This is a genomic window from Streptomyces sp. NPDC050263 (genome assembly GCF_040655955.1).
Classification (GTDB): Bacteria; Actinomycetota; Actinomycetes; order Streptomycetales; family Streptomycetaceae; genus Streptomyces.
Genome location: NZ_JBFAKW010000019.1, coordinates 56,390 through 79,877 on the forward strand (window position 1 = coordinate 56,390; position 23,488 = coordinate 79,877).

21 protein-coding genes are annotated in these 23,488 nt (G+C 72.0%); 11 read left to right on the plus strand and 10 right to left on the minus strand.

The features are described 5' to 3' along the window. Positions 1 to 37: 37 nt before the first annotated feature. Positions 38 to 1,558 carry an MFS transporter gene (locus AB0J04_RS11930; RefSeq protein ID WP_363168227.1) on the minus strand — a complete coding sequence of 507 codons (1,521 nt, stop codon included), beginning with the start codon at positions 1,556 to 1,558 and terminating at the stop codon, positions 38 to 40. A 98-nt stretch (positions 1,559 to 1,656) separates the two neighbouring features. Here AB0J04_RS11930 and AB0J04_RS11935 point away from each other — a divergent pair, with 98 nt between their 5' ends. Then, a complete protein-coding gene (locus AB0J04_RS11935) occupies positions 1,657 to 2,241 on the plus strand; it encodes a TetR/AcrR family transcriptional regulator (protein WP_363168229.1) in 585 nt (194 codons plus the stop codon). Here AB0J04_RS11935 and AB0J04_RS11940 read toward each other — a convergent pair. The 5 genes from AB0J04_RS11940 to AB0J04_RS11960 form a co-directional block, all read right to left on the minus strand. Next, positions 2,228 to 2,917 carry a dipeptide/oligopeptide/nickel ABC transporter ATP-binding protein gene (locus tag AB0J04_RS11940; RefSeq protein WP_363168230.1) on the minus strand — a complete coding sequence of 230 codons (690 nt, stop codon included), beginning with the start codon at positions 2,915 to 2,917 and terminating at the stop codon, positions 2,228 to 2,230. The genes AB0J04_RS11935 and AB0J04_RS11940 overlap by 14 nt on opposite strands. After that, a complete protein-coding gene (locus tag AB0J04_RS11945; RefSeq protein ID WP_363168231.1) occupies positions 2,914 to 3,921 on the minus strand; it encodes an ABC transporter ATP-binding protein in 1,008 nt (335 codons plus the stop codon). Before AB0J04_RS11945 ends, AB0J04_RS11940 begins: the two co-directional genes overlap by 4 nt. Then, a complete protein-coding gene (locus AB0J04_RS11950; protein WP_363168232.1) occupies positions 3,863 to 5,683 on the minus strand; it encodes an ABC transporter permease subunit in 1,821 nt (606 codons plus the stop codon). Before AB0J04_RS11950 ends, AB0J04_RS11945 begins: the two co-directional genes overlap by 59 nt. Then, positions 5,680 to 7,167: an ABC transporter substrate-binding protein gene (locus AB0J04_RS11955; protein WP_363168233.1), complete on the minus strand. Its 1,488-nt coding sequence runs from the start codon at positions 7,165 to 7,167 to the stop codon at positions 5,680 to 5,682. The genes AB0J04_RS11950 and AB0J04_RS11955 overlap by 4 nt, the downstream gene beginning before the upstream one ends. Before the next feature lie 112 nt (positions 7,168 to 7,279). After that, positions 7,280 to 8,476: a helix-turn-helix domain-containing protein gene (locus AB0J04_RS11960; protein WP_363168234.1), complete on the minus strand. Its 1,197-nt coding sequence runs from the start codon at positions 8,474 to 8,476 to the stop codon at positions 7,280 to 7,282. 127 nt (positions 8,477 to 8,603) lie between these two features. Between AB0J04_RS11960 and AB0J04_RS11965 the strand changes: the two genes are divergently transcribed. The 7 genes from AB0J04_RS11965 to AB0J04_RS11995 all read left to right on the plus strand — a co-directional run bounded on the left by AB0J04_RS11965 (position 8,604) and on the right by AB0J04_RS11995 (position 17,507). Continuing rightward, on the plus strand, positions 8,604 to 9,530 hold the full coding sequence (locus AB0J04_RS11965; RefSeq protein ID WP_363168235.1) for a proline dehydrogenase family protein: 927 nt from the start codon (positions 8,604 to 8,606) through the stop codon (positions 9,528 to 9,530). A 39-nt stretch (positions 9,531 to 9,569) separates the two neighbouring features. Continuing rightward, on the plus strand, positions 9,570 to 11,201 hold the full coding sequence (gene pruA, locus AB0J04_RS11970; protein WP_363168236.1) for an L-glutamate gamma-semialdehyde dehydrogenase: 1,632 nt from the start codon (positions 9,570 to 9,572) through the stop codon (positions 11,199 to 11,201). A 271-nt stretch (positions 11,202 to 11,472) separates the two neighbouring features. After that, a complete protein-coding gene (locus tag AB0J04_RS11975; protein WP_015493350.1) occupies positions 11,473 to 11,604 on the plus strand; it encodes a hypothetical protein in 132 nt (43 codons plus the stop codon). A 162-nt stretch (positions 11,605 to 11,766) separates the two neighbouring features. Further along, entirely contained in the window at positions 11,767 to 12,810 is a 1,044-nt protein-coding gene (locus AB0J04_RS11980) for a 3-isopropylmalate dehydrogenase (RefSeq protein WP_363168237.1), read from the plus strand. Between the two features lie 249 nt (positions 12,811 to 13,059). Then, a complete protein-coding gene (locus AB0J04_RS11985) occupies positions 13,060 to 14,148 on the plus strand; it encodes a branched-chain amino acid aminotransferase (RefSeq protein WP_363168238.1) in 1,089 nt (362 codons plus the stop codon). Between the two features lie 328 nt (positions 14,149 to 14,476). Beyond that, positions 14,477 to 16,081 (plus strand): citramalate synthase, encoded by a 1,605-nt coding sequence (gene cimA / locus AB0J04_RS11990; protein WP_363168239.1) that lies wholly within the window; start codon positions 14,477 to 14,479, stop codon positions 16,079 to 16,081. Between the two features lie 52 nt (positions 16,082 to 16,133). Next, a complete protein-coding gene (locus AB0J04_RS11995) occupies positions 16,134 to 17,507 on the plus strand; it encodes a hypothetical protein (RefSeq protein WP_363168240.1) in 1,374 nt (457 codons plus the stop codon). A gap of 88 nt (positions 17,508 to 17,595) precedes the next feature. On the opposite strand, the gene AB0J04_RS12000 is transcribed toward AB0J04_RS11995, so the two are convergent. Continuing rightward, positions 17,596 to 18,381 (minus strand): serine protease, encoded by a 786-nt coding sequence (locus tag AB0J04_RS12000; protein ID WP_363168241.1) that lies wholly within the window; start codon positions 18,379 to 18,381, stop codon positions 17,596 to 17,598. Positions 18,382 to 18,525: 144 nt separating this feature from the next. After that, on the minus strand, positions 18,526 to 19,062 hold the full coding sequence (locus AB0J04_RS12005) for a GNAT family N-acetyltransferase (RefSeq protein WP_363168242.1): 537 nt from the start codon (positions 19,060 to 19,062) through the stop codon (positions 18,526 to 18,528). A 168-nt stretch (positions 19,063 to 19,230) separates the two neighbouring features. On the opposite strand from AB0J04_RS12005, the gene AB0J04_RS12010 reads away from it, so the two are divergent. Then, positions 19,231 to 19,821 carry a YdeI/OmpD-associated family protein gene (locus AB0J04_RS12010; protein WP_363168243.1) on the plus strand — a complete coding sequence of 197 codons (591 nt, stop codon included), beginning with the start codon at positions 19,231 to 19,233 and terminating at the stop codon, positions 19,819 to 19,821. A gap of 29 nt (positions 19,822 to 19,850) precedes the next feature. Here the strand turns inward: AB0J04_RS12010 and AB0J04_RS12015 are convergent, their stop codons facing one another. Both AB0J04_RS12015 and AB0J04_RS12020 read right to left on the minus strand, forming a co-directional pair. Then, the gene (locus AB0J04_RS12015) at positions 19,851 to 20,489 is read right to left on the minus strand and encodes a hypothetical protein (protein ID WP_363168244.1); all 639 of its coding nucleotides are present in this window, start codon (positions 20,487 to 20,489) and stop codon (positions 19,851 to 19,853) included. A gap of 93 nt (positions 20,490 to 20,582) precedes the next feature. Continuing rightward, the gene (locus AB0J04_RS12020) at positions 20,583 to 21,197 is read right to left on the minus strand and encodes a YceI family protein (RefSeq protein ID WP_363168246.1); all 615 of its coding nucleotides are present in this window, start codon (positions 21,195 to 21,197) and stop codon (positions 20,583 to 20,585) included. 155 nt (positions 21,198 to 21,352) lie between these two features. Between AB0J04_RS12020 and AB0J04_RS12025 the strand changes: the two genes are divergently transcribed. Together AB0J04_RS12025 and AB0J04_RS12030 are read left to right on the plus strand one after the other, a co-directional pair. Then, positions 21,353 to 23,089, plus strand: coding sequence for a hypothetical protein (locus tag AB0J04_RS12025; protein WP_363168247.1), 1,737 nt, complete (start codon positions 21,353 to 21,355; stop codon positions 23,087 to 23,089). A 57-nt stretch (positions 23,090 to 23,146) separates the two neighbouring features. Beyond that, positions 23,147 to 23,479 (plus strand): trypco2 family protein, encoded by a 333-nt coding sequence (locus AB0J04_RS12030; protein ID WP_363168248.1) that lies wholly within the window; start codon positions 23,147 to 23,149, stop codon positions 23,477 to 23,479. The last annotated feature ends 9 nt before the right edge of the window (positions 23,480 to 23,488 follow it).

Genomic DNA, 23,488 nt, shown 5'->3' on the forward strand with positions numbered 1-23,488 from the left:
GGGCTGAAACAGCCCCGTCCGGCGTTTTTGTGTTCCCTTACTTCACCTGGATCCTTCGCAGCGTCACCGCCGCCGCTGCCGCCGCTGCCGCCGATATCACCGCGCCCGCCACCGCCGCGCCCTGCATTCCGCTGGTGAAAGCCTCGCGTGCCGCCGTCGCCAGGGCGTCTCCCGTGCGCCCCGGAAGGCGGTCGGCGATCGCCAGCGCGCCGCCCAGGGTCTCCCGGGCCGGAGCCGGCGCCGAGGCCGGGATGTCGTGGCGGTAGACGGCCGTACCGATGGAGCCGAGGACCGCCATCCCCAGCGCGCCGCCGAACTCCGCGCCGGTCTCCATCAGGGAGGACGCGGTGCCGACCCGCTCGACCGGGGCGGTGCCCATCGCGAGGTCCATGATCTGGGACATCACGGTGACGCCGCCGACCGCGAGGACAGCGCAGGAGACCAGCACCAGCCACATCGAATCCGTACCGGCGAGGGCCAGCAGCACGAAGCCGCACGCGGAGATCGCGAAGCCCGCGGTGACGACGTAGGCGCGGTTGACGCCCTTGTGGACCAGAGCGGTCGCGATCGGCGCCGCGGCCCCGATCGGCACCGACGGCAGCAGCGCCCACAGGGCCGACTCCAGCGCGCTCTTGCCGAGCACCGACTGCAGGTACTGCGTGGTGAAGTAGGCCGACCCCAAGATCCCGAACGCCGAGACGAGGTTCAGGGCGACGGCGGGCGCGAAGCCGCGGCCGCGGAACAGGGCCGGGTCGATCATCGGTGAGGCCGTGGTGCGCTGGCGGTGGACGAACAGGGCCGCGAGGAGCAGGCCGACGGTGATCGAGACGACGTAGCGGACGTTCCAGCCCTCCGAGGGGATCTCCTTGAGGCCGTAGATCACGGGAAGTACGGCGGCCATCGACAGCGGGACGCTCAGCCAGTCGAAGCGACCGGGGGAGGGGTTCCTCGACTCGGGGAGCAGCATCGGGCCGAGGAGCAGCAGCAGGGCCATCGCGGGCAGGTTGACCAGGAAGACCGAGCCCCACCAGAAGTGCTCGACCAGTACCCCGCTCATCACCGAGCCGAGCGAGATCCCGGCCGTCATCACGCCGGACCACAGACCGATCGCCTTCGCGCGCTGGCCGGGGTCGGTGAACATCGTGCGCAGCAGGGCCATCGTCGACGGCATCAGGGTCGCGCCGCCGATGCCGAGGACCGCGCGGGCCGCGATCAGGGTCTCGGCGCTGTGCGCGTACGCCGCCACCAGCGAGGCGGCGCCGAAGGCGGCGGCGCCGATCAGCAGGAGCCTGCGGTGGCCGATGCGGTCGCCGAGCGAGCCCATCGTCATCAGCAGGCCGGCCAGTACGAACGCGTAGATGTCGAAGATCCACAGCTGCTGGGTGCCGCTCGGCTCCAGGTCCGCGTTGATCGACGGGATCGCGAAGTAGAGGACGGAGACGTCCATCGAGACCAGCAGCAGCGGCAGCATCAGCACGCCGAGGGCGGTCCATTCCGCCCGGCCGGCGCGGCGGCCGGGCGCGGTCGGGTTCTCGGAGGTGCGGGTCGGGTTCGTCATGAGCAGGACTGTACGAGCGTATTAAACGATTGTCTAGAACGCTTGTGTAAGTCGTGCGTCTAGGACGGTTGTATGGATCCTGGGTTACGCTGGCCCGTATGGGACACCGTGAGGATCTGCTCGAAGGCGCCAAGCGCTGCCTGCTCGAGAAGGGGTTCGTGCGCACCACCGCGCGGGACATCGTCAAGGAGTCGGGGACCAACCTGGCGTCCATCGGCTACCACTACGGGTCGAAGGACGCGTTGCTGGCGGAGGCGTATCTGTCGCTGGTCGGTGATCTTTCCGAAGCCTTCGACGGCGAGGAGGCCGCGGGGATCGTGGCGGAGCCCGGTTCGATCGAGCGGTTCCGGGAGGTGTGGGCGAACATCATCGGCACCATGCGGGGGCCAGGTTCGATGTGGCGCCTCAGTGTGGAGATCGTGGCCATGGGCGACCAACTGCCCGCGGTGCGCGAGCACCTGGCGCAGCAGCAACGGGATGCCGAACGCGCCCTCGTCGCACTGTTCATGGGGATGCGGGAGGAGGACGTCCCGGACGAGACCCTGGACACCCTCGGCAAGTTCTACACGACCCTGATGACGGGTCTCATCGCACAGTGGATCTTCGACCCCGAGAGCGCGCCCGATGCCGACTCGCTCACCGAGGGCCTGAGTCAGGTGATCGCCGGGGTCACGAGGAGCTGATCCGCCCGTCCCGCATCTCCAGGCAGCGGTCCGCGAAATGCCGTACGACCGCCCGGTCGTGGCAGATGAACAGGTAGCCGAGGCCCAGCTCGTCCTGGAGGTCGGCCAGCAGGTTCAGGACGCCGGCCCGGACGGACGGGTCGAGGGCCGACACCGGTTCGTCGAGGACCAGCAGGCGCGGCTGCGAGGCGAGCGCCCGGGCGATGCCGACGCGCTGGCACTGGCCTCCGGACAGCTCGTCCGGGCGACGCTCGCCGTACGACGGGTCGAGGCCCACCCGGTCGAGGAGTTCGGCCACCTTGGCCGGGCCGTCGGCCGCGCTCCAGCGGCCCTGCACCTTCAGCGGTTCCGCCACCGCGTCGCGGACCCGGTGGCGCGGGCTGAGGGAACCGTACGGGTCCTGGAAGACCGGCTGCATACGGGGACGCAGCGGGCGTAGTTCGCGCTCGGTGAGAGACGTCAACTCCCGTCCCTCGAAGTGGACTTCGCCCGCGTCCGGGCGGCGCAGCTGGAGCACGGCCAGGGCGGTGGAGGACTTGCCGCAGCCGGACGGGCCGTCGAGCGCGAGGGTCTCGCCCGGTTCCAGCGCGAAGGAGACACGGTCGACGGCCGTCAGCGTGCCGTGGCGGACGACCAGGTCACGGACGTCCAGCAAGGGGTAGGCCGTCTTCGTCATGCGAACTCCCTCAAGGGGTCGGTGACTTCGGTCGCGCGGTGGCAGGCGACCAGGCGTCCGGCGACCTCGTGCTCGGCCGGCTCCTCGCGGCGGCAGACCTCGGTGGCCAGCGGGCAGCGCGGGGCGAACGCACAGCCCGGCGGCAGCGCCCCGGGAGGGGGAGGGGTGCCGGGGAGGGCCGGCAGCCGACGGCGCCGGCCGCCTGCGACCCGAGGGCCTTCGGTTCGGGGGCCTTCGGGTCGGGGGAGCGCGGCCAGCAGGCCCGCCGTGTACGGGGCGCGCGGGTGCGCCAGGATCTCGCGCGCCGGGCCCGTCTCCACCGCGCGGCCGGCGTACATCACCAGCATCCGGTGCGCGTGCCGCAGTACCGCGTCCATGTCGTGGGTGACCAGGACCAATGCCGCGCCGACCGCCTCCCGCTGCTCCGTCAGCAGCTTCAGCACCGACTCGCGGCGGTCGGCGTCCAGCGCGGTGGTCGGCTCGTCGGCGACGAGGATCTCCGGCTCGTTGACGACCGCCATCGCGATGACCGCCCGCTGGCGCATGCCGCCGGAGTACTCGTGCGGGTACGCGCGTGCCGTGCGGGCCGCGTCGGGGATGCCCACCCGGTCCAGCGCGGCCACAGCCAAGGCGCGGGCCTCTCGCCGGGAGACGCCCCGCACCGACCGCACGGCCGCCGCGAGTTGGTCGCCCACCGGGTGGACGGGGGACAGCGCGGAGAGCGCGTCCTGCGGGACCAGGGCGATCCGGCGGCCACGCGCGCCGGACAGGTCGGGGTGGACCGTGCCGGTGGTCGTGGCCTGTCGCGGCAGCATGCCCAGCAGCGTCCGGGCGGTCAGGCTCTTGCCCGCGCCCGACTCGCCGACCAGGGCGAACACCTCGCGCGCCCGGATCTCGAACGACACCCCGCGCACGGCTTCCCGGCCGCCGACGGAGATCCGCAGGTCACGGACGCAGAGCAGGGGCTCGGACGCCGGCCGGGGCAGCGGGGGCGATGGGTGCAAGGGGGGTCTCCTTCCTTGTGGTGCGTGCACTGCCACGGCCCTGGGTGTACGCCGCTCCCGACACGGCCAGTCCCGCCAGCAGGGCGAGGGCGACCGCCGGGGCGAGTGCCGCCCACGGGGCCCGTTCCACGTAGGCGCGGGATTCGTCCAGGAGCAGGCCCCACTCGGGGGCGGGCGGCTGCGCGCCCAGGCCGAGGAAGCCGAGGGAGGCCAGCGCCAGGGCGATGCCGGGCAGGCGGAGCAGGGCGTGCCGGGCGACCGGGGCCGCCACCGACGGGAGGACGTGCCGGGTGAGGATCCACAACGGGGTTGCGCCGATGGCCCGTTGGGCCGTCAGGAACGAGGACGCCCGCACCTCCTGCACCAGCGCCGCCGCGTGGGCGGCCAGCGGCGGCCAGGAGATCAGCGCGACCGCCAGGGCCGCGCCGCCGGTGCCGGGCCCGGCCGTCGCGGCGACCAGGATGCCGACGATCACCGGGGGCAGCGCGTTGGCGATGTCCGCCGCGCCCGCCGCGACGCCCGGCAGGAAGCCCAGCGCCAACGACAGGGCCAGGCTGAGGAGACAGACGGCCGCCGCCGTGCCGACGGTCGTCGCGGCGCCATGACCGAGCCGGGCCAGCACGTCACGGCCGAGTCCGTCGGTGCCGAGCGGGTGCGCCCAGGAGGGCGGGGCCAGCCGGGCGACCGTGTTCACCGCGTAGGGGTCGCGCAGCAGACCCCAGCCGATCGTCGTCCCGAGGACGGCTGCGAGGGTGAGCGGGATCGCCGGGTGGGTGCGGACCGGGCGGGCCGGAGGCAGGCTCAGCGAGGCGTCCCGCAGTGCCGGGCCCAGCAGCCGGCGCCGGGCGAGCGCCGCCAGTGCGCCGGTGAGCAGGCCGAGCAGCAGCAGGGCCAGTACCGAGCCCTGGAGCAGCGGCAGGTCCTGCGACTTGGCCGCGCCGAGGGCCGTACGGCCGATGCCGGGGACCGCGAACACGGTCTCCACCGCGACCGCGCCGCCCGTCAGGCCCACCGCGGCCATCCCGAACTGCGGGAGCAGCGGCGGGAGTACGCGGCGCAGCGCGGCCGCCGAGACACGGGCCCTGCTCACTCCGGCGCCCCGCCACAGCTCCGCCCACCGCTCGTCCAGGACGGCCGGCAACGCGTCCGCGACCAGCCGGCCGAGCAGCCCGCCGGCCGGGACGCCGAGGGCGACGGCGGGCAGGATCAGGTACTGCGGCCCCTCCCAGCCCGAGGTCGGCAGCAGGCCCAGCCACACCCCGCACAGCAGCAGCCCCACGGTCGCCAGCAGGAACTCCGGTACGGCGGCCAGCATCGCCGCGCCCGCGCCCGCACCGGCACTCGCACCGGCCGAGGCCCGCCCGCGCAGCAGCACGGGCGCGACCAGCGCGACGGCGAGCAGCAGCGCCACGGCGAGGGCCGCGCCCATCAGCGTCAGCGACACCTGGAGCCCGGCTGCGACCGACGGCAGGACGTCGGTGCCGGAGACCCAGGACGTGCCCAGATCGCCATGGGCCAGGTCCGCGGCCCAACTCCCCAGCAGGGAAAGGGGACCCGTGTCCAGGCCGAGGTCGCGCCGGATCGCGTCCAGGGCCTCTTGCGTGGGTTCCTGCTCGGCGGACCGGGCGCGCAGGACGGTCAGAGCGGGGTCGCGACCGGAGAGCCAGGGCAGCAGACCCACGGCGGCGAGCACCGCGAGGAGCGCGAGGGCACGGGTGGCCGTGGCCGGGGACGGCCTCAACGCCCTTACCGGCCTGCTCACTTGACGTAGGTGGCGGCCGTGACCAGCTCCCGCTCCCGCGGGTCGTGCGCCGCGCCGACGACCCCGGCGGCGTCGCCCTGGACGACCCGCTCGTGCAGCATCGGCACGGCCGCGTCGGCGGCCAGGACGGCGGCCTCGGCGGCGATGACGGCCTTGCGGCGGGCCGCACCGGTGGGCGTCTCGCCGGCCTTCCTCACCGCGGCGTCCACGGAAGGGTCGTCGAGCTGGGCGATGTTGAAGGAGCCGTCGGAGGCGAAGTCGCTGTAGAGGTAGGCGGCCGGGTCGCCGGAGTCCAGGACGGTGGCGCGGGACAGGATGAACGCGTCGAAGGCGCCGGCCAGCGCGTCCGCCTCGATGTTGGCGTACTCGCGCACCTCCAGCTTCACCTCGAACCCCGCCTTCTGGAGCTGCTGTTGCAGCGCGGCGGCGACCTCGGGCAGCTCGGCGCGGTCGGTGAAGGTGCCGATGGTGATCGACTTGCCGGCCGGGTCGCCCGCCTTCGCGCGGGTCACCGGAGTGCGCAGCCCGGCCGCCCACGGCAGCGCGGGTCCGAGCAGTCCCTCGGCGACGTCCGCGCGTCCCTCGTAGACGCCCCGCACGATGGACTCGGCGTCGATCGCCTCCCGGGCGGCGGCCCGCAGGGAGGCGTCCTCGAACACGCCGCTCCCGGTGTTCAGGTACAGGGTGTTGGTGCGGGGCATCGGCACCTCGGTGATCAGGTCCTCGTCCAGCAGCGCGGCCTGCGAGACGGGCACCGCCTCGACGATGTCGGCCTCGCCGCTGCGCAGGGCGGCCGCGCGGGCGGTGCCGTCGGGCACGAAGCGTACGTCGATGCCGGGCGCCTCGGCCTTGCCGCCCCAGTAGGCGTCGTAGCGGTCGAGTGCGGCGGAGGACGTGCCGTTCACCTTCGTCAGCTCGAAGGGGCCGGTGCCCGCTCCGACCGGGTTCACGCTCTTCCCCGTGTACGCCTTCGCCGCGAGGATCGACAGCTGCGGCGAGCTCAGCCGCTGCGGCAGCAGGGGATCCTCGGCGGCGGTGGTGACGGTGACCGTGCCGGCGTCCTCGGCCCGCACGGTGAGCTGGACGCCGTCCAGGATGCGGGGCTTGGGGGCGGCGGCGGCGGCCCTGGTCAGCGACCGCACGACCGCGTCGGCGTCGAGCTTCGTGCCGTCGTGGAAGGTGACGCCGTCGCGTATCTCGAAGCTCCAACTCCGGCCGCTCTGCCGCCAGGAGGTGGCGAGCGAGGCCTTCGGGTCGCCGTCCGCGTCCAGCTTCACGAGGGTCTCCGCGGTCGACCAGCGCGAGAGCTTGAAGGCGTCGTCGGAGAGCGGCGACAGCCCCGAGCGCGGCGGCTGCATCATCGCGACCCGCACCCGCTTCCCGTCCGCGCTCACCGCCCCGCCGTCGGTGAAACACCCGGTGAGCAGCGCCGAGGCGGCCGTGAGGGCGGTGACGGGAAGCAGACGGCGAGCGGGCAGGCGCACGGAACCCTCCGGGTACAGGGGTGCCCAGGCAGTGATCGTGGGCGAGTGCGCCGACAGTAGCATGATGATAATCGTTTTCAGTAAACCGTTTCGGTAAACCGCTGCCGGTCGACTACAGCCGGGCCGCCTTCAGGGTCATGTGCAGGAGCAGGCGGTCCTCGCCGTCGTCCAGGTCCAGGCCCGTCAGCTGCTCCACGCGGGACAGCCGGTAGTACAGCGTCTGGCGGTGGATGCCCAGCTCGGCGGCCGTGCGACCGGCCTGGCCCGCGCAGTCGAGGTACACCTCGGCCGTGCGGGCGAGTTCGCGGTGGGCGGGGGAGAGCAGGGAGCGTACGGCCGGGTCCTGGGGGGACTGCGGCGGCAGGGCGGTCAGCAGGCGGTACGGGCCGATGGACGCCCACCGTGCGACCGGGCCCAGGCGGGGTTCCGCGAGGGCGGCCCGCGCCGACGCCGACGCCTCCTCCCAGGCCGCGCCGAGTTCCGTCAGGCCTGCGCGCCCGGCGGCCACGCCCGCGGCCACTCCCGCGGCGGCCTCTCCCGCCCGGTCGAGGAGCCGGGCCGCCGCCGACGTCGCCGGGGTGAGGGTGTCCGTCGAGCGCAGCCGGACCAGCAGGGCCAGGGACTGGGACGCGGCGCCCCACGGCACCGTGCACAGCGCCGTGGCCCCCGGCAGCGTACGGACGGAAGGGGCGTCGTCCGGGTCGGCGGACGGCCACGGGGTCACGCACACCACCGTGTGCGGGCCGTCCGCGCGGGCGCCGAGCGCGGTGCGCAGCTCCGCGACCGCCATGTCCCGCTGCCAGCCGGGCTGCGCGGTCAGCACCGCCCGCAGCTCCCGGGTGAGATCGGCCCCGTGCTGGGCCTCGTCGGCGAGCAGCGCGCCGATCCGGCCGGTCACCGCCATCGCGGCCGTCAGCTGCGCCTCCGAGGGGCCGGGATCGTCGTCCAGCAGCCAGACGTAACCGAGGACGACCCCGCGATGGCGGACCGGGAGGCAGACCCGCCCCCGGTACACCCCCGCCTCCGGCGTCGGCGGGATCTGGACCGGGCCGTCGGCGCGCGTGATGCCGAAGCCCTCGAACCAGGTGCGGACGGCCGCCGTGGAGCGCCGGGTCAGGATCGAGCGGGTGCGCACCGGATCCAGCGCGGACGCGTCCAGCTCGCCCTCGCTGTCGTACGCGCCGAAGGCGATCAGCTCGAAGTCCCGGTTCTCCAGGGTCGCGGGAGCGCCGAGGAGCTCCGAGATCTCATCGACCAATTCCTGGTAATCGCCTTTGTAGTCGGCTGTCACCCGGGCATTCTCCCGCATTTCCGAAAGCCTTCATACATCTGTCTGAGATCTGCGGCACGGATGCGTGACAGGTGTCGATGGCCGACGATCGGAGGGATCCTTAGGTTTCACGGTGGTTCTATCTGCTGGTTTGTGGAGGTGCCCCGTGCTGGGTCCCGTGATTCTTGCCGCGTCGCGCAGCGACCGGATGCGACGCCTGATCTCGGCGGCCCCGGTGACGAAACAGGTCGTGGACCGCTTCATCCCCGGTGAGACGGTCGACGACATCGTCCCGATCATCGAGGAGCTCACCGCCGAGGGGCTGGAGCTGACGATGGACGTCGTCGGCGAGGACATCAGCACCCCCGGGCAGGCCGCCGCCGCCCGGGACGCCTATCTGGCGCTGGTCGACCGGCTCGCGGAGCTGGAGCTCGGCGAGCGGGTCGAGATGTCCGTCAAGCTGTCCATGTTCGGACAGGCGCTCGACGGAGGGCACGAACTGGCCCTCGCCAACGTCCGCCCGGTCGTCGAGGCCGCCGCCGCCATCGGCACCACCGTCACCCTCGACGCCGAGGACCACACCACCCTCGACTCGATGTTCGCCATCCACGACGAACTGCGGGAGGACTTCCCGCAGACCGGCTGCGTCATCCAGGCCTACCTCTTCCGCACCGAGGCCGACGCCCGCCGCCTCGCCGCGAACGGCAGCCGGGTACGGCTGGTCAAGGGCGCCTACAAGGAGCCCGCCGAGGTCGCCCACCAGCACAGACACGAGATCGACAAGGCGTACGTCCGGATCCTGAGGATCCTCATGGACGGCGCCGGGTACCCGATGGTCGGGTCCCACGACCCGCGTCTGATCACCATCGCGCAGGAACTCGCCCACCGCGCCGGCCGCAAGCTCGACGAGTACGAGTTCCAGATGCTGTACGGCATCCGGAGCGACGAGCACCTGCGGCTGGCCGCCGAAGGCCACCGCATGCGCGTCTACACCGCCTACGGCACCGACTGGTACGGCTACTTCATGCGCAGGCTCGCGGAGAAGCCGGCCAACCTGCGGTTCTTCGTCCGCAGCATGATCACCACAGGCTGAGCCCGAACACCCGCTCAAGTTCAAGGAGTTACGGATCTCATGGACGCTGTGACCCAGGTCCCCACCCCCGTCAACGAGCCGGTGCACGGCTACGCCCCCGGCTCGCCCGAGCGCGCCCGGCTGGAGGTCAAGCTCAAGGAGCTGGCCGACAACCCGGTCGACCTGCCCTGCACCATCGGCGGTGAGCGGCGGATGGGCGGCGGCAAGCGGTTCGACGTCGTGCAGCCGCACCACCACAAGGCCCGCCTCGGCACCTACGCCAATGCCACCCGGCAGGACGCCCAGGACGCCGTCGACGCGGCCCTCGCCGCCGCGCCCGCCTGGCGCGCGATGTCCTTCGACGACCGCGCCGCGATCATCCTGCGCGCCGCCGAACTGCTCGCCGGGCCCTGGCGCGAGACGCTCGCCGCCTCCACCATGCTCGGCCAGTCGAAGACCGCCCAGCAGGCGGAGATCGACTGTCCCTGCGAGCTGGTCGACTTCTGGCGCTTCAACGTCGCCTACGCCCGCCGGATCCTGGCCGAGCAGCCCCCGGCGAACTCCCCGGGCGTCTGGAACCGCCTGGACCACCGCCCGCTGGAAGGCTTCGTCTACGCGATCACGCCGTTCAACTTCACGGCCATCGCGGGCAACCTGCCGACCGCGCCCGCGCTGATGGGCAACGTGGTCGTGTGGAAGCCGTCGCCGACCCAGACCCACGCGGCCGTCCTGCTGATGCAGTTGCTGGAGGAGGCCGGGCTGCCCAAGGGCGTCGTCAACCTCGTCACCGGCGACGGCATCGAGGTCTCCGAGGTGGCCCTGAACCACCGCGACCTCGCCGGCATCCACTTCACCGGCTCGACCAAGACCTTCCAGTACCTGTGGAAGACGGTCGGCGCCAACATCGAGAAGTACCGCTCCTACCCGCGGCTGGTCGGTGAGACCGGCGGCAAGGACTTCGTCGTCGCCCACCCGAGCGCCGACCGCGCGGTCCTCAAGACCGCCCTCACGCGCGGCGCGTTCGAGTACCAGGGCCAGAAGTGCAGCGCCACCTCCCGCGCCTACATCCCGGCCTCCCTGTGGAACTCCGGCTTCAAGGAGGAGTTCGCGGCCGAGGTCGACCACCTGACCATGGGCGACGTCACCGACCTCGCCAACTTCATCGGGGCGGTCATCGACGAGCGTTCCTTCGCCAAGAACAAGGCCGCCATCGACCGCGCGAAGGCGGACCCGACCTGCACGATCGTCGCGGGCGGCTCCTACGACGACTCGGTCGGCTGGTTCGTCCGCCCGACCGTCGTCGAGTGCACCGACCCGGCGAACGAGGTCTTCACGACCGAGTACTTCGGCCCGTTCCTCGCCGTGCACGTCTACGAGGACGACGCCTACGACGAGATGCTGACGCAGATGGAGTCGGTGTCCGACTACGCGCTCACCGGCTCGGTCATCGCGAACGACCGCGCGGCCGCCGCGTACACGATGGAGAAGCTGCGCTACGCGGCCGGCAACTTCTACGTCAACGACAAGTCGACCGGCGCGGTCGTCGGCCAGCAGCCCTTCGGCGGCGGCCGTGCCTCCGGCACCGACGACAAGGCCGGCGCCCCGCAGAACCTGATGCGCTGGACGCTGACCCGCGCCATCAAGGAGACCCTGGTCCCGCCGACCGACTACGCGTACCCGCACATGGGCTGACCTCCGTTCCGCCCGTCCACCGGCCGCACTCTCCGCCATGCAGACATGACGGAGAGTGTTCGCCGTCTCAGATAGTAGGAAGTCCGAGTACTTGTAGAGACAGGCGCGCGCTCCTCGCTTAGCTTTGTAGGAGCCGAACGTCTCGCTCGATCAAGCGAATGGCGGTCGTGAGCCGGGCCCCGTGCAGGCAACCCCTGCGGCCCGCTCCCCGCCCACCGGCGTCTCGCACCCCCCTTCCGCACTCCCTGGAATTCGAAGGAGTCGATTTCCCATGGCCGAGACGACCGTCCGCCGCCGAGTCCGCCACGTCTCCCGTACGAGCGAGTCCGACCGTAAGAACGCCGCCGCCGCCCTCCAGCGCGCCCTCGACCGCCGCGACAACGGCGGCGAGACCGGCCACTGAGCCGAAGCGACGAGTCCGGGAGCCGCGCGCCCGCACGGGGTGTCGGCGTGGGCCTCGAACGGGACTTCGGGACCCGCGCCGCACCTGGACCCCCACTCGACGCCACTGTCCGTATCGCGGACGGTCCGTGTCATCCCATGGGACGAAGAGTAGGGTTCCCGCATGTCTCGCAGCCTCAATCTCGCAGTGATTCCCGGTGACGGCATCGGCCAGGAGGTCGTGGCCGAAGGTCTCAAGGTCCTCTCCGCCGTCCTCCCGCAGGATGTGAAGCTGGAGACCAAGGAGTACGACTTCGGCGCCCGGCGCTACCACGCCACCGGTGAGACCCTCACCGACGCCGACGCGGAGGCGCTCAAGCAGCACGACGCCATCCTGCTCGGCGCGATCGGCGACCCGAGCGTCCCGTCCGGCGTCCTGGAGCGGGGCTTCCTGCTCAAGCTGCGCTTCCTCTTCGACCACCACGTGAACCTGCGTCCCTCGAAGCTCCTCCCGGGTGTCGCCACCCCGCTGGCAGGCCAGCCCGAGATCGACTTCATCGTGGTCCGCGAGGGCACCGAGGGCCCGTACACCGGCAACGGCGGCACCATCCGCAAGGGCACCCCGCACGAGGTCGCCACCGAGGTCTCCGTGAACACGGCCTTCGGCGTCGAGCGCGTCGTCCGGGACGCGTTCGCCCGCGCCCAGGCCCGCCCCCGCAAGAAGTTGACGCTGGTCCACAAGAACAACGTGCTGGCCTTCGCCGGTCACCTGTGGACGAACGTCTTCAACCAGGTGGCCGAGGAGTTCCCCGAGGTCACCACCGACTACATCCACGTCGACGCGGCCACCATCTACCTGGTCACCGACCCGGGCCGGTTCGACGTCATCGTCACCGACAACCTCTTCGGCGACATCCTCACCGACCTCGCCGCAGCCGTCTCCGGCGGCATCGGCGTCGCCGCGAGCGGGAACATCAACCCGTCCGGCGAGTTCCCGTCCATGTTCGAGCCGGTGCACGGCTCGGCCCCGGACATCGCCGGCCAGGGCAAGGCCGACCCCACCGCCACGGTCCTGTCCGTCGCCCTGCTGCTGCGTCACCTCGGCTACGACGCGGAAGCGGTCCGCATCGAGGAGGCCGTCTCCGCCGACCTCTCGGAGCGCGGCTCGCTGCCCGCGCGCAGCACCTCCGAGATCGGTGACGCGCTCTCCGTACGAGTAGCCGGCTGACCCCGCGCTGCACGAAACATCTCGAAGCCGCCGGGTCGCATTCGCACCCGGCGGCTTCTCGTACGTCCGGCCGGGTGCCACCATCAACCCTGGGTCGCATTCACGCCGTTTTCTTCCTCGTGCCCCGCTTGCGATAATCGAACGCGGAGCCGCGGTATGAGGGAATGCTCGGACGTCCTGGCACCGGCCACCGGCCGTTCGGACGTGAGCGCGGCCCGTCACTACACAACCGGTGAAGGACACCCACTCATGACGACGCCCACGATCGAGCTCAAGCCCTCCGCCAGCCCGACCTCCGCCGCCGAGCGGCAGGCCGTTCTGGCGAATCCGGGGTTCGGCCGCCACTTCACCGACCACATGGTGACGATCAAGTGGACCGAGGGCCGCGGCTGGCACGACGGCCAGCTCGTTCCGTACGCGCCGATCCCCCTCGACCCGGCCACCATGGTCCTGCACTACGCGCAGGAGATCTTCGAGGGCCTGAAGGCCTACCGCCGCCCCGACGGCTCCGTGGCCACCTTCCGCCCGGACCGGAACGCCAAGCGCTTCCAGCGCTCCGCCCGACGCCTGGCCATGCCCGAGCTGCCGGTCGAGACGTTCATCGAGGCGTGCGACGCCCTCGTCGGGCAGGACAAGGACTGGGTGCCCGCGCACGGCGGCGAGGAGTCCCTCTACCTGCGCCCCTTCATGATCGCGACCGAGGTCGGCCTCGGCGTGAAGCCGGCCAACGAGTACCTCTTCCTGGTCATCGCCTCCCCGGCCGGCGCCTACTTCCCCGGCGGCGTGAAGCCCGTCTCCATCTGGGTCTCCGAGGAGCACGTCCGCGCCGTCCCCGGCGGCATGGGCGACGCCAAGACGGGCGGCAACTACGCCGCCTCCCTGCTCGCCCAGGCCGAGGCCGCCGAGCAGGGCTGCGCCCAGGTCTGCTACCTCGACGCGGTCGAGCGCAAGTGGGTCGAGGAACTCGGCGGCATGAACCTGTACTTCGTGTACGAGGACAGGATCGTCACGCCGTCCCTGACCGGCTCCATCCTGGAGGGCGTCACCCGCGACAGCCTCCTCACCGTCGCCGCCGACCTCGGCTACCGGGCCGAGGAGGGCCGCGTCTCGGTCGACCAGTGGCAGCGCGACGCGCGGAACGGCACCCTCAAGGAGGTCTTCGCCTGCGGCACCGCCGCCGTGATCACCCCGGTCGGCACGGTCAAGCGCACCGGCGGCGAGTGGCGGCAGTCGGACGGCGAGCCCGGCGAGGTCACCCTCAGGCTCCGCCAGGCCCTGCTGGACATCCAGCGCGGCACGGCCGAGGACCGGCACGGCTGGATGCACGAACTGGGCTGACGCCCTCGCGGGTGATCGCCGATGGGCGCATTGCTCGCATTCTGAGACACCCGTGAGCGCGGGGGCGGTCTGTGCCAGACTTCCCCCGTGCTCTCGTTCGCCATGATTATTGGCAGCAGGCGCGCCGGTCCGCAGTGACCGCTCCGTACGACAAGGTACGAGCGGACATCGTGTCCTCGACCCGCGCGCAGACCTCTCGCACCCGCGAGAGGTTTTTCGCGTTTCTGGCCCACCCACAGCCAGGAGCGAGAGCGCGAGGGACCATGGGGGGATGGTGGAGCCGGTCATTCCGGTAACGACCGAGATCCAACACAGGAGCCTTCAGACCATGACCGAAACCAGCGAACTCGACGACACCTTCCACGTCTTCGACACCACCCTGCGCGACGGCGCGCAGCGTGAGGGCATCAACCTCACCGTCGCCGACAAGCTGGCCATCGCCCGGCACCTGGACGACTTCGGAGTGGGCTTCATCGAAGGCGGCTGGCCCGGCGCCAACCCCCGGGACACCGAGTTCTTCGCCCGTGCGCAGGCGGAGATCGACTTCAAGCACGCGGCGCTGGTCGCCTTCGGCGCGACCCGCCGGGCCGGTGCCAAGGCGGCGGAGGACCCTCAGGTCAGGGCACTGCTGGAGTCGGGCGCCGGGGTGATCACCCTGGTCGCGAAGTCCCATGACCGGCACGTCGAACTGGCCCTGCGCACGACGCTGGACGAGAACCTGGCGATGGTCGGCGACACGGTCTCCTTCCTGAAGAGCCAGGGCCGCCGGGTCTTCGTCGACTGCGAGCACTTCTTCGACGGTTACCGCGCGAACCCCGAGTACGCCAAGGCGGTCGTCCGGGCGGCCGCCGAGGCCGGCGCGGACGTCGTCATCCTCTGCGACACCAACGGCGGCATGCTCCCGGCGCAGATCCAGGCCGTCGTCTCCACCGTCCTCGCCGACACCGGCGCCCGCCTCGGCATCCACGCCCAGGACGACACCGGCTGCGCGGTCGCCAACACCCTCGCCGCGGTGGACGCGGGCGCGACGCACGTTCAGTGCACGGCGAACGGCTACGGCGAGCGGGTCGGCAACGCCAACCTGTTCCCGGTGGTCGCCGCCCTGGAACTGAAGTACGGCAAGAAGGTGCTGCCCGAGGGCAAGCTGCGCGAGATGACCCGGATCTCGCACGCCATCGCCGAGGTCGTCAACCTCACGCCGTCCACGCATCAGCCGTACGTGGGAGTCTCGGCCTTCGCCCACAAGGCGGGCCTGCACGCCTCGGCCATCAAGGTCGACCCCGACCTCTACCAGCACATCGACCCCGAGCAGGTCGGCAACACCATGCGGATGCTGGTCTCCGACATGGCCGGCCGCGCCTCGGTCGAGCTCAAGGGCAAGGAGCTGGGCGTCGACCTCGGCGACGACCGCGAAGTGGTCGGCCGGGTCGTGGAGCGGGTCAAGGAACGCGAACTCAAGGGCTACACCTACGAGGCCGCGGACGCCTCCTTCGAGCTCCTGCTGCGCGCCGAGGTCGAGGGCAGGCCGCTGAAGTACTTCGAGGTCGAGTCCTGGCGCGCCATCGTCGAGGACCGCCCCGACGGCACCCACGCCAACGAGGCCACGGTCAAGCTGTGGGCCAAGGGCGAGCGGATCGTCGCGACGGCGGAGGGCAACGGCCCGGTCAACGCCCTGGACCGCGCGCTGCGCGTGGCCCTGGAGAAGATCTACCCCCAGCTGGCCAAGCTCGAGCTGGTGGACTACAAGGTCCGCATCCTGGAGGGCGTGCACGGCACCGAGTCCACCACCCGCGTCCTGATCTCCACGACCGACGGCGCCGGCGAGTGGTCCACGGTCGGCGTCGCCGAGAACGTCATCGCGGCCTCCTGGCAGGCTCTGGAGGACGCGTGCACCTACGGGCTGCTGAAGGCGGGCGTGGACCCGGCGGAGTAGTTCCTGGTCCACGGCATGTCTGGTATGGGCAGGTTTCGGGTAGCTTCGAGGTATGAAGGTCGCGACCCCGACCCGGCCTCCCCGAGGCCTCACCGGACTGCTGCTCGCACTGGCGCTCGCCGTCCTGACGGTCCTGACCGTGCTGTCGGCGGGCGCCCCGCGAGCCACCGCGGCCTCGACGAGCCTCGCGACCATCGCCGACTCGCTCCGCGAGAGCCCGGTCTACGTCGATCCCGCCGCGAGCGCCCAGCTGTCCCAGGCGGACGCGCACGCGCTCCAGCGGCAGATCGAGGAGGCCGACAAGCCCCTGTTCGTCGCCGTCCTGCCCGCCGGTCACCCCACGGCGGACCTCTTCACCGACCTGCGCACCGCCACCGGCGTCACCGGCCTCTACGCGATCCGGCTCGGCGACCGCTTCGACGCCCGCGCCGACTCCTCCGTCATGTCGCGCACGGCCGTCCAGAACCTGGTCACCAGCGTCCGGGGCGAGAGCGACGCCAAGACGCAGCTGGCCGACTTCACCGACCGCGCGCTGGCCGACATGGGCGGCTCGGCTCCCGCGAGCTGGAGCTCCTCGGGCGGCGGCGACGGCGTCTCGTCCACCGCGCTGATCGCGGCGGGTGCGGTCCTGGTGGCCGGCGGCGCGGGCGCGTACACCCTCGTGCGGCGCAACCGCCGGCGGCACGAGCAGGAGCAGCGGGCCTCCCTCGAACGGCTGCGGGTCGTCGTCGACGAGGACATCACGGCCTTCGGCGAGGAACTCGACCGGCTGGACTTCCACCCGTCCGAGCCGGGCGCCGACGACTCGATGCGCGCCGACTGCGAACGCGCCCTGGACGCCTACGAGCAGGCGAAGTCGCGCATGGCCGACGCGACGAGACCTCAGGACGTCCGCGCCGTCACCGAGGCGGTGGAGGACGGCCGCTTCTCCCTCGCCCAGCTCGCCGCCCGCCGCGAGGGACGGCCCCTGCCCGAGCGCCGTCCGCCCTGCTTCTTCGACCCCCGTCACGGGCCCTCGGTCGCCGACGCCACGTGGACGCCGTCCGGCGGCGCCACCCGCGAGGTCCCGGTCTGCGCGGCGGACGCGACCCGGCTGGCCGACGGCCGCGACCCGGTGATCCGCGAGGTCGACAGCGACTACGGCCGCCGCCCGTACTGGGAGGCCGGCCCCGCCTACGGCCCCTGGGCGGGCGGCTACTTCGGCGGCGGCATCCTGCCAGGCCTGCTCGTCGGCACGATGCTCGGCTCCATGATGGCCACCCCGTCGTACGCCTCCGACTACGGCGCCGGCTACGGCGACTTCGGCGGCGGTCACGAGGGCGGCGACGTCTCCGGGGCCGACTTCGACGCCGGTGACTTCGGCGGCTTCGGCGGCGGGGGAGGGGACTTCGGCGGGGGCGGGGGCGACTTCGGCGGAGGGTTCTGAGACCCGGGCAGGAGACGGGCAAGGGCACGGGCCCGGCGCAGGTCGGCGCCGGGCCCGTGCCCTTCGTGCGGAGAGTGGCGGCGTCGCGTCAGAGCGTGGCGGCCGCGGCGGTGATCGCCGAGGCGAAGGTGGACACCTCGGAGTAGACGCCGGGGGCGTTCGCCCGGGCGCAGCCGATGCCCCAGCTCACGATGCCGACCTGGATCCACGCGTTGGCGGAGTCCCGGCGGAACATCGGGCCGCCCGAGTCGCCCTGGCAGGTGTCGGTGCCGCCGGCCGCGTACCCGGCGCAGATCTCGTCGCCGGCGACGAGGCCGCTGTAGCCGCTGTACGCACGACAGGTCGCGTCACTCACGAACGGCACGGTGGCCTTGAGCAGGTAGCGCTGCTGGGCCCCGCCCTCGGTGGCCGAACCCCAGCCGGCGATGGTGAAGGTGCCGGTGTTGTACTGCGTGGTGGTGGCGATATTCAGGGTGGCCTGGGTGGTGATGGGCGAGGCGAGCTTGATCAGCGCCCAGTCCTTGCCGTTGCCGTTGTAGCCGGGGGCCCGGTACACGTACGTCGACTTCACCTGGACCCGGCCGGTGGTGGACTGCAGGTCCACCACGCCGGCGGTGGCGGTGATGCTGGTGTTGGCGCCGGTCCCGCTGACGCAGTGCGCGGCCGTGAGCACGATCTGCTGGGTGAGCAGGGACCCGCCGCAGCCCATGGAGAGCCGGACCATGAACGGGAACTCGCCCTGCGCGGCACGGGTTCCGCCGACGACGGGCGAGGGGGCGGCCTGTGCGGACGAGAGGGGCTGGAGGCTGGCGATCGCGAGGGCGGCCGCGCCGACGGCGGCGAATCTCTTGAACGCCGTGAGGAGCTTCTTCAAGGGGTGCTGCCTTCCGTGGGGGGTCGATTTTGGCGAGAGCATGTCAACTCGATGGACAAAGAAATGCCCATGCGCTGGCATGGTCAGGTCAAATCTGTTGCTGGATTATGAGAACGCTGTGACCCCTCGCACAAGGGGGCTGATTCAGCCACGCCCGGCAACGGGGGCGGTGGCGGGGGTGGGGACGGCGGCGGGGGCAGGGGCGAGGCCGGCGAGCGCGCCGAGGGGCTCACCGCTCAGCCGGCAGACCTTCCACTCCTCCAGGAACTCCGCCCCGAGCGACTCGTAGAAGTCGATCGCCGACTCGTTCCAGTCCAGCACCCACCACTCGAACCGCTCGTAGCCCCGCTCCCGGCAGAGCGCGGCGAGCGAGGCGAGCAGGGCCTTGCCATGGCCGCCGCCCCGCGCCTGCGGCCGCACATAGAGGTCCTCCAGATGCATGCCCCGGGTCCCGGTCCAGGTGGAGAAGCGGGGGAACCACAGGGCGAACCCCAGCACCTCGCCCGTGCCGCCGTCGTCCTCGGCGATCAGTGCGAAGGCCGCGGGATGCTCCCCGAACAGCGCCTCGCGCAACTGCTCCTCGGTGGCCCTGGCCTGCTCGACGGCCTTCTCGTACGCGGCGAGCTCCCGGATCATCGCGCGGATCTCGGGTACGTCGTTCGGGGCGGCGGCTCGGATCATGGCCAGGATCATGGGCGACCGCTCCGAGCCGTGTCCACGCGATTCCGCCCTTCGGACGGCGACGGGGTGGCGGGAGACCGCGGCGGGGACGCGGCGGGGCGTGGCGCGGACGCGGCGGCCGGGTCCTCTAGGACAGTTTCAGGCCTATAGCGGCCCTACCGTGCTCTCATGACCCCAGCAGTCGACCCCCAGCGCCCGGCGTCCCTCGCCTTCGACTCCGCCGCCGCCCTCGACGCCTGGCTCGCCGAGCACCCGGCCCCGCACCCCGGCCTCTGGGCCGAGGTCGCGAAGAAGGGGGCCGGGCTGCCCTCCGTCACCGCCGCCGAGGTCAACGACGTCGCCCTGTGCCACGGCTGGATCACCGGGCAGCGCAAGGGGCTCGACGGCGTCCGCTACCTGCAGCGGATCACCCCGCGGCGACCGGGCAGCCTCTGGTCGGCGGTCAACGTGCGGCGGGTCGCGGAGCTGACCGTCGAGGGCCGGATGCGTCCAGGCGGTCTGGCCGAGGCGGCGGCCGCGCAGGCGGACGGACGGTGGGCCGCGGCGTACGCCTCGCAGAAGGAGGCGGCCGTCCCCGAGGAACTCGTGGCCGCGCTGGCGGCCGACCCGCGGGCCAGGGCGGTGTTCGACGCGCTCGGCCGGACGGACCGGTACCTCCTCGTCCTCGGTCTGCTGCGGGCCCGGACCCCGCGGACCCGGAAGGCCCGGCTGGCGGCCGCGCTCGCGAAGCTGGGGGAGGCGGCCGCCGGTTCCGAGTGAGCGGGGTCGGGGTGTTCGGCGAACGGCCGTCAGTCCTGGGCCGCCGCCTTCGCGAAGCCGAGCAGGGCCTCGAAGTCGATCGCTCCCGGATCCCCGTGCGCGTTCTCGGGGACGTGCATGTGCCCGCACACCCCCTTGAACCCGTTCCACCGCTCGCCGCCCATCCGCTGACCGCCCCCGTTCCCCGCCGACTTCGGATAGGCAGGCCACAGCGTCGGCCCGCGCAGCGGCACGTCGTGGTGGATGTGCATCCACGCCAGGTACTGGGCGACCGCGCGCAGCGCCCACTCCGGAGCCTTCGGCCAGTACACGTGGGCCTGCCCGCGGGCCTTCCACTTGGCGTGCAGGTCGGGGTCGCAGGTGCCGACGAGTTCCGCCTGGCAGACGTTCAGCGTGTTCGTCTCGACGCCGCCCTTGCGGTTGGCCAGCGCACGCGAGGAGACGTCGATGTCGAAGTGCTGGTACCACTTCAGCCGTTTGGCGGCGAAGTCCGGCACCGCCGTCAGGTTGGGTGCGACGGCGCCGCCCTGGTAGTCGGGCAGCGAGCCGCCCTCCGTGGTGTGCAGGACGATGACGTTGACCTCCATGCGGTCGCCGCCGAAGTCGTCCTGGTACCAGTGGTCGCGGTTCGCGCCCGGGTAGTGCTGGGGTCCGGTCCTGGTGCTCATGCCTCATGACTGTGACAGGGAACACAGCGAGGGGCCGGAAGCTCTTCGCTTCCGGCCCCTATCCGCCGATTTCTTCTGAATTCGGCCTCATGCTTACGCGTTCTTGATCGCCGAGATGTCGAAGTTCAGCTTGATCTTGTCGGAGACCAGCACGCCGCCCGTCTCCAGCGCGGCGTTCCAGGTCAGGCCCCACTCGGAGCGCAGGATCTCGGCCTTGCCCTCGAAGCCGACGCGCTCGTTGCCGAACGGGTCCGTCGCGGCGCCGTTGAACTCCAGGTCGATGGTGAGCGGCTTGGTGACGCCGAGGATGCTGAGGTCGCCGGTGATGCGGTAGTCGTCGCCGCCCAGGGCCTCGGCGGAGGTGGAGCGGAAGGTCATCGTCGGGAACTCGTCGGTCTTGAAGAAGTCCGCGCTCTTGAGGTGGCCGTCGCGGTCGGCGGACCCGGTGTCGACGCTCTCCATCTTGACGTCGATGGAAGCGGTCGAGCGGGCCGGGTCGGCGCCGTCCAGGTGCAGCGCGCCGGTGAAGTCGGCGAACTTGCCCTTGACGTTCGTGACCATCGCGTGGCGGGCCACGAAGCCGATCGCCGAATGCGTCGGGTCGATCGTGTAGTCGCCGGTCAGGGCGGCGAGTTCGGGATTCACCGTGGCGTCCGCGGGGGTGGTGGCGGCGGTCTCGTCGGTGCTCTTGCGGCCGAAGATGCCCATGACGTGCTCCTTGGGGACGGGGAAGATCGTTGATGTTTAATCTTCAACGAGGTCAACACGGGTGACCGTAGACCTATTCCGTTCAAGTTTCAACTTAATCCGGAGTGTGTTCGCTCCATTGCTCCGGGTGATCTCCCTCCCTCATGCTGGTGGCCGTGGGTGCAGCAACCGAACGAACGCCGACGGCCTTCCATCTCTTCACCGTGCCGGTCCGCCAGGAGACCGAGGCGGCGCAGGACTTACTGCGGGCGGCGGGCCTGGAGCACACCGCCCTGCACACCTCGGGCGGCGCCGCCCGGGCCGAGGTCGTGCTCACCGGGACCGCCCCGGCGGACGCCCTCGCGGAGGTCGTCGCGGCGCTGCGGCACCGGCTCCGCCACGGTGTGGTGGTGCGCAGGGCAGGACCGAGGGACGTCGTCGTCCGGTCCGATCCGGGGGTCGCGCACGGACGGATCCTGGTCCGCAGACCGCACCGGGACGTGGAGGTGCGGGACGCCGCAGGGCTGCGAGGCGCGCTGAACATCGTCCTCGCGGAAGGGGCGCAGCCGTCGCCGCAACGATCGGACGCGGCCGCGCCCGGCCCGTACGCGCGGAGCAGGCTGTTCGAGGGCGAGCAGAACCGGGCGTTGGCCGCCGAGGCGATCCGGCTGGCGCGCGTCTTCGCCGATCCGGATTTCGTCCGGGGCGCGCAGCCCGTCGGCGCCGGGTCCACCCGCGACCTGCTCGAGGACCTGTCGGCGCTGGCCGGCATCGCCGAGAAGCCGCGCGTCCTGCTGGACCTGCTCCTGCTCGCCCACGCCTGCTCCCGGACCGACGACGGCGATCACCGCAAGGGCGAACTCCGGCTGCCGGGCATGGGCGAGGCCCGGCGACTCGCCCGGACCGTCGAGGTGTTCGTCCAGCCGTCCACCGAACCGGAGGCCAGGACGCTGACCCGGCCCCTGCCGGACGGCCGCCGGGAGCGCCTCATCGGAGTGCCGCCGCAGGCAAGCGAGTTGATGGCCAACCTCTCCTGGGCGCTGCCCACCCTCTACGGCGTCGTCGAGGGCGGGGGCGACATCGGGTCCGCCGCACCGGACCGGGAACGGGTGTGGGCCGACGTGGACGGCTCGGTCGCCTCCTACCTCAGAAGCTGGCGCCCCGGACGAGGAGCCGTCCTGCTGCCGCCCCGCCCGCTCATTCCCATGACGATGCCGGAAGGCGAGGTCCGCCACGGCTCCGGAGACCCCTTCGTGGTCTTCGACGCGTGCAACCTCTTCCTGATCGCCCGCGAACTCGTCCCGATCCTGTACGGCCGTCCGGACGACGAGGGCGGCGTCCGCTTCCCGCTGCCGCCCTTCACCGCCGGCCTCCCGCGCGAGGTGCGCCGTGAACTGGCCGCGGACTGCGAGGCGTACGTGCTCACCATGAACGCCCTCGTGCTCGCCTCCGGCGAGAACGGGCCCCACGTACCGGACTTCGACAACATCAGACGCCACTTCCACGGGGGACGCCCCAGCCGCTTCGGGCGGACGCGGCGGCTGGAGGAGCAGGCCCGGCACGACGCCGAAGGGCTGCTGCGGTCCATGCACCGCGCGACGGAGGCCGTCCTCTGCTACTTCGCCGTCATGGACATGTTCGCCGCGCTCGCCCGGGTGCGGGGCGACAGCGTCCTCGCGCGGCATCTGGAGGCCGTCGCCGACCGCCGTGAGACGGTCTGCGCGTACATGCTCGAAGTCAAGCGGAACGGGCTGCCGAAGGACTGGGGCCTGCGCACCTGGCGCGAGGGGGAGGAGGACGGCTGGGAGCGCCTGCGCGACTACGTGCGACACGTCCAGCAGCACCTGGTCCCCCTGCTCGGCGACGCGGGAACGGGCGCGGGAACCGGAGGCGACGCGGGAACGGGGGAGTGAGGCGCGAAGTCCGTCGACCCCTGTGCCGCACGGGAGCCGTCCCGTTACGGTGGGTGCATGAACGACATCACGGTCGGGGACGCGATCGACCACCTCCGCGCCGAGCTGACCGCCGCCCGGGACCGTGCGGCGGAAGGCGGGATGCGGTTCGAACTCGGCGACATCTCACTGGAGTTCACCGTCGAGCTGCGCCGTGAGGCCACCGGGAAGGGCTCCATCAAGGCCTGGGTGGTCTCGGGAGAGGCAGGAGCCACCCGCTCCGAGACGGCGACCCACCGGCTCGCCTTCACCCTGCGCGCGGTGGACGAGCACGGCGAGGGCGTCAGGATCGCCAACTCGGCCGCCCCGACGAGCGGTCTGACGGGCGGCGGCGGGACGCTGACGCGCTGACGGCGCCGC